Annotated in this window: 3 protein-coding genes and 2 pseudogenes; 1 reads left to right on the plus strand and 4 read right to left on the minus strand. The window is 72.1% G+C overall.

Annotated features, from left to right (window positions below):
- The first annotated feature begins 29 nt into the window (after nucleotides 1-29).
- Entirely contained in the window at nucleotides 30-1,163 is a 1,134-nt protein-coding gene (locus tag ACZ4Z2_RS32890; RefSeq protein WP_468081036.1) for a DUF3533 domain-containing protein, read from the plus strand.
- 209 nt (nucleotides 1,164-1,372) lie between these two features.
- Here ACZ4Z2_RS32890 and ACZ4Z2_RS32895 read toward each other — a convergent pair whose 3' ends face one another.
- From ACZ4Z2_RS32895 to ACZ4Z2_RS32910, 4 genes and pseudogenes are all read right to left on the minus strand, one after another.
- Complete coding sequence (locus tag ACZ4Z2_RS32895; RefSeq protein WP_468081037.1) at nucleotides 1,373-2,452, minus strand: S1 family peptidase; 1,080 nt, start codon at nucleotides 2,450-2,452, stop codon at nucleotides 1,373-1,375.
- Nucleotides 2,453-2,938: 486 nt separating this feature from the next.
- Complete coding sequence (locus tag ACZ4Z2_RS32900) at nucleotides 2,939-3,841, minus strand: S1 family peptidase (protein ID WP_468081038.1); 903 nt, start codon at nucleotides 3,839-3,841, stop codon at nucleotides 2,939-2,941.
- 489 nt (nucleotides 3,842-4,330) lie between these two features.
- Nucleotides 4,331-4,891: pseudogene (locus tag ACZ4Z2_RS32905) on the minus strand (LLM class oxidoreductase); the annotation flags it as partial.
- 250 nt (nucleotides 4,892-5,141) lie between these two features.
- A pseudogene (locus tag ACZ4Z2_RS32910) lies at nucleotides 5,142-5,876 on the minus strand (FAD/NAD(P)-binding protein); the annotation flags it as partial.
- Nucleotides 5,877-6,329: the final 453 nt, after the last annotated feature.

Here is a 6,329-nt window from a genome sequence, read left to right on the forward strand (position 1 = left end):
AAACGCACGGCGGCTCGGACCGTGAGGACATGACGCAGCCGGCCGACAGCCCCCGTCCGTCCTCCCCACCGGACCCGTCCCTCCTCACACAGGGCCCGGCCGCCTCCGCACAGAGCCCGGCCTCCGCACAGGGCCCGGCCGCCCCGCCGTCCTTCCTCGACGAGCTGAGGGACGGGGTCACCCCGCGGGCCACCCTGCTCGTCGTCGGTGTCCTCGCGCTCCAGCTGCTCTTCATCGCCTCGTACGTCGGGGCGCTGCACCATCCGAAACTCAGGGACGTGCCGTTCGGCGTGGTCGCGCCGCGGGCGGCGGCCGAGCAGACGGTGACCCGGCTGGAGCGGCTGCCGGGCGAGCCGCTGGACCCGCGCACGGTGGCCGACGCGGCGGCGGCGCGCGCGCTGATCCTGGACCGGGAGATCGACGGCGCCCTGCTGGTCGACCCGGCCCGCACCACCGACACCCTGCTGGTCGCCTCCGGTGGCGGCCGCTCCCTCGCCGGCGCGCTGGCGACCCTCGTCGGCACGCTGGAGCAGTCCGAGGGGCGCACCCTGCGGACGGTCGACGTGGCCCCGGCCGACCTCGGGGACGCCAACGGGCTCACGTCCTTCTATCTGGTCGTGGGCTGGTGCGTCGGCGGCTATCTGTGCGCGTCGGCGCTGGCGATGAGCGCGGGGGCGCGGCCCACCAATCTGCGGCGCGGGGTGATCCGGCTCGCCGCCCTGGCGGTGTTCTCGGTCCTCGGCGGACTCGGCGGCGCGGTGATCGCCGGGCCGGTCCTGGGCGCGCTGCCCGGAAGCGTGGCGGCCCTGTGGGGGCTGGGGACGCTGGTCGTCTTCGCGGTGGGGGCGGCCACGCTGGCGCTCCAGTGCGTCTTCGGGATCGCCGGTATCGGGGTCGCCGTGCTGCTGGTGGTGATCGCCGGCAACCCGAGCGCGGGCGGCGCGCTGCCACCGCCGCTGCTGCCCCCGTTCTGGGCGGCGATCGGTCCGGCGCTGCCGCCGGGCGCGGGTGTCTGGGTGGCCCGCTCGATCGCGTACTTCGAGGGCAACGACATCACCGTCCCCCTGCTGGTGCTCGCCGCCTGGGCAACGGCGGGGGCCGCCATCACCGTGGTGATGGCGGCCCTGAAGAGAAAGCCGCAACGCGGGCCTTCGGAGGTGTGACCCAGGGACCGGGCCCGCGGGCGGAGGACTCCACTTCCGGGCGCGCCCGGCGTGAGCCAATCCGGGAGCCCGGCGGCCCCGGCCTCAGCCGGCCCGGACGCCCGGCGGCCCCGGCCTCAGCCGGCCCGGATGCCCGGCGGCCCCGGCCTCAGCCGACCCGGACACCCAGCGGCGACCTCAGCCGACCCCGACGCCCGGCGGCCCCGATCTCAGCCGATCTGCGTGCCCGTTGCCGACAGCGCCTCGGTGACCGGCTGGAAGAAGGTCTCGCCGCCCGACGTGCAGTCGCCGCTGCCGCCGGAGGTCAGGCCGACGGCCTTGTCGCCGGAGAAGAGGGAACCGCCGCTGTCGCCGGGCTCGGCGCAGACGTCGGTCTGGATGAGGCCGTTGACGATGTCGCCGTTGCCGTAGTTCACGGTGGCGTCGAGACCGGTGACCGTGCCGCTGTGGACCTGGGTGGTCGAGCCGCTGCGGGTCACCTTCATGCCGACGGTGGCCTCGGCGGCGCCGCTGATGGCCTGGGTCGAGCCGTTGTAGAGGTTGACCTCGCTGGGGTGGTCGACGTCCGCGGTGTACTTGACCAGCCCGTAGTCATTGCCCGGGAAGCTGGAGTCCGCGTTCTGGCCGATGACCTGGCCGCCGGCCGACCAGCTGGAGATGCCCTCGGTGCAGTGACCCGCCGTCAGGAAGAAGGGCTCGCCGCCCTTGACCACGTTGAAGCCGAGGGAGCAGCGCCCGCTGCCGCCGGTGATGGCGTCGCCGCCCGCGACGAAGGTCCGGAACTCCCCCTTCGTGCGCTTGAGTTCGGCCTTGGCGCCGAGCCCGTCCACGACGTCGGTCAGTCTCGCCAGCTCGGCCTTGGAGACGGTGCGGTCGGCGGTGACGACGACCTTGTTGGTGGTGGGGTCGGTGGCCCAGGAGGTGCCGGGGATGGTGGCGTCCTCCTTGAGGGTGGTCCGGGCGCTCTTCAGCTCGGCGAGGGAGTTCTCGACGATCCGGGCCTTGGCGCCGGCCGCCTCGACGGTCTCGGCGGCGGCCTCGTCGAGCACGTTCACGACGAGGAGCCTGCTCTTCGCGTCGTAGTACGTTCCCGCCGCGTCGGCGCCGAGGTCCTCACCGAGGGTCGAGGCGAGCTTTCCGGCCGCCAGCACGGAGAGCGCTTTCGGCTGGGGGGTCGGCGCGGTCTCGCTCGCGTTCGCAGTCTGGAAGGTGACTCCGGCGGCGACCAGCGCGGCGATACCCGCGCCCGTCACGACGGCACGGCGCCTGGGTATACGACGGTGCTTCAACTCTCGTCCTCCTGTGGGGGGTCGGCCGAAGAGGTTGTGGGGACCCCGTTCGACCGTAAGGAATACGGATCCGGAGGCGGCGAACAAGAAAAACGCCACGTCCATGCCAACTGTGCGGCGCCAACTATTCCGAGGCGCGCAGGGAGCACACAAGGTCGACTTCAGGACGAGCACACACCGTGGGCGCACGCCCCCTATGTCATTACCGTCCGGTAACGCCCCCTGCGAATTCGCACTGCAAACACAGGACGCGACGACCCCCTCCGCAACGGGTGAGGTCTAGTCCTGTCTGAAAGTCGCCCCCGTGGGGACCTGTTCCGGACGGGACTCACGCGACGGAAGCAGGTGCGCGGTGGCCCCGCCGCCACAACAGGGCGAGCCCCCGCACGTCGTCACGTGCGGGGGCTCGAACTCTCGAACTATCGACCGCGGTACCGCGATACGGTCGGCCTGACCGGCCTGGTCGGCCCGGTCGGCCCGGTCGGCCTAGTAGACGCTGACGCCGTAGGCGCTCAGGGCCTCGGTGACCGGCTGGAAGAAGGTCGTGCCACCGGAGCTGCAGTTGCCGCTGCCGCCGGAGGTGAGACCGTACGCGACGCCGTTGCTGCCGTAGAGCGGGCCGCCGGAGTCGCCGGGCTCGGCACAGACCGTGGTCTGGATCATGCCGTAGACGATGTCGCCGCCACCGTAGTTCACGGTCGCGTTGAGAGCGGTCACGCGTCCAGTGCGGGTACCGGTGGTGGAGCCGGTACGGATGACGTTGGTGCCCACGCTCGGGGTGGCCGCGCTGGTGATGTCCACGCTGCCCGCGGTGCCGTCCTTGGCGATGGAGGTGTTGCTGTAGCGCACGATGCCGTAGTCGTTGGTCGGGAAGCTCGACCCGGTGGTCGGGCCGAGGACCGTGGTACGGCCCGAGTTGGAGTACCAGGTGCCCGCGCCGTCGGTGCAGTGACCGGCGGTCAGGAAGTAGTAGGTGCTCCCGCTGCGGACGTTGAAGCCGAGCGAGCAGCGCCAGCTACTCGCATAGATGGCGTCGCCGCCCTTGATCAGCTTGTTGAACTTGCCCGGCGTCCGCTTGATCGTGAGAGCGCCGGCCTTGTCGCCCGCCGCTTCCTTGATCTTCAGCAGCTCGGCCTGGGAGACGGTGCTGTCGACGGTGACGACGAGCTTGTCCGTCTTCTCGTCGATCGCCCAGGCGGTACCGGGGATGTCCGCCTTGAGCACCGACGCGCTGGCGCTCTTCAGCTCCGCGGCGCTGAACGTCCGGGTGTCTGCCGCGCTGGCGGTGGGGACTGCGGCGGCGGCCGCGGCCACGAGTCCGGTGGTCACGGCGATGAGCCGGGTCCGTCTCGCGATACCGCTGCGGGGAGTGGTGCGCTTGATCCTCACTGTTCGTTCCCTCCTAAAGGGAAGTCGGGGGCCCGCGTGGGGTTTGGGCCCGTGAGGCGCGAATCAGGGGCACGTGTCCGGATTCCGAACATGCCGTGCTCCTGACAAGGCGCTGGGGGGAAGTATTCGGCCGCACCGCCGATCCCCGCAAGAGTGCCTTTCGGCCGCTCGAACACCAACGGGCCCAACCGGCAGGGCAGTTGATCTCGCCGACGGGGATGTGGGGATTCTGTGTGAATCCCGGACGGCGCCACGGCACGCCCCGCCCCGCCCCAGGCACGGGCCCCCTCGCCCGGCCTCCACGGCGACGGCGAGCCGGCCTCCGAGGGTGGGGACGGGCAGCTGAGGCGACCCGGGCGCGCACGGGACGGCACCACCACGCGCGCACTCCCGGCCCCCACCGCGACGCTCCCCGCCCATGCCGCTCCCCCTCATGCCGCTCCCCCTCATGCCGCTCCCCCTCATGGCCTGCCCCTCATGCCCTCCCCTTCATGACGCCGCCCGCGGTACCGCCGCCTCCGTCCTCCAGGGGTGCCGGTCGGTGGGCCGGGCGAGGCCCAGGTGCTCCCTGAGGGTGCTGCCGGGGTAGAAGGTGCGGAACAGGCCCCGGTGCTGGAGCAGGGCCACGGTGCCGTTGACGAGTCGCTCCAGGTCACGGCGCGGCTCGACCGGGGTGAAGTGGAAACCGTCGACGACACCCGACCGGTGCCAGGCGGTGACCAGTTCAGCCAGATCGACGGGCCCGCCCCGGTACAGCGGGCCCTGTGCGCTCCACCGGGGCCCTCCGCCACCGTGGCCCGGCTCCGCCGCGTGCTCACCACCGCCGAGATCGACATGCAGCGCGGCGAGCACCCGCAGCTCGTCGGGATCGCGTCCGAACCCGGCCGCCGAGCTTCGCACCTCCTCCCACACGGCGGCGGCCTGTTCGGGGGCGGCCGCACGCACGAGCACCACGTCCGCGTACCGGGCCGCCGTCCCCCGCGCCTCGCTCGCGGTGGCGTCGACGACCCGTACGGCCTGCCCCTGCGGTGACGGGGGCACGGCCGACGGTTCCGCACCGAAGCCGTCGCCGCGTGGAAGCCCTCCACGCGGCACCGAGCCCGGCTGAACCACCCTCCGGTCACCCTCACACCGGTGCCCACCGAGATCCCCGTCTCCGCCGGGACCCCCGCTCCCGCCGCGCCGGGCGGCATCGCCCTTCATCCCGGCACCCCCTGTCTTGTCGCCCCCTGTCTCGTCGCCCCCTGTCCTGTCGCCCCATGTCTCGTCGCCCCCTGTCTCGTCGCCCCCGCCCGGCCTGGTCGCCCTCGTACCGTCCGCCCCGCCCCTCCGTCAGCAGCACCATGAGGTCGACGAAGGCGAGCCCGAGGCCCCGTACGAGCACCGGTTCACCGGGCGCGAGCCGGGACAGGTCGCTGTCGGCGGTGAAGTCCGGCGGCAGATGAACCAGCCCGTGGGCCTTCGCGTACTCCCCCAACGCCCGTTGCTGGGCGTCGAGTTCGGCGTCCAGATGACCGAGCGCGAGGACGACGAGGTCCACGTGGAGCGGACGCGGACGCCCCTCCAGCCACACCCGCTGTCGCCCCTCGCGGGGACCGGCGACCCGGAGCGCGCGCCGGGGATGGTGGCGGACGGTGACCCCCCGCGGCAGATCGGCGACGGCCCGCTCGTACACCCAGGTCAGATAGGCGCCCTGGATCCGCCGGTCCGGGAAGAACCGCCCGTCGAGCCCGGCCCACTCGTGCAGCGTGGGCCCCTCCCGTACGGGGCCGTCCATGCGCACCGTCTCGTCGGTGAACATCGTGATGTCCTCCGCCTGCGAGTTCATCCAGAGCAGCGGCGACTGGTCGGCCCGCCAGATGCGCCCGGCCCCCGGCGGACAGGGGTCGACGAGATGGATGTCGAGGCCGGGTCCGTCGTACGTCCCGCCCAGGTTCCGGGAACGGGAGAGACGCCCCGGGAACGGCGGAAGAAGGAGGCAGGAGGCCGCAGTTGGGCGGAAAGCCGGAGTGGAGCGGAGAAGAAGGAGAGGCATGCGAAGGGCTCCGTGGCACGTCGAGTCGAACACGGTGCCTTCACACGAGGCGCGTACCGGGACGCGCACGACCGAGCCCCTCAGCAGCGGTCTGTGCCGAGAGTACGGGGGCGGTTCCCCGTGGTGTCAAGGCTGTCCGCAGTGTGAGCGCCGCGTCTCAAGTCGGTTGACGTACCACCGGATGCCTGTTCCACTGGGGCACATGCATTCGCAGCAGTGGCTGGTCACGCGCTCCCACATCGACTTCGGTCGCGTGTGGTCCTCTTCCTGTTGAGCCGACCCCACGGCGCGCCCCACCTCTAGGCCCAATGCCGGTGACTTAAGTGGTTTTGTCTCGTTGTCGTTCGTGTGGCGAGGGTGGGGCAGGCCAGGACGCCTGCGGGTGAGCGGTTGTCGGACCGGATCGCTGTCGGGGTGCTGACGCAGGCGTTTCCGCCTCATCTGGTGGATGAG

The organism is Streptomyces sp. NPDC030183, from assembly GCF_055573455.1.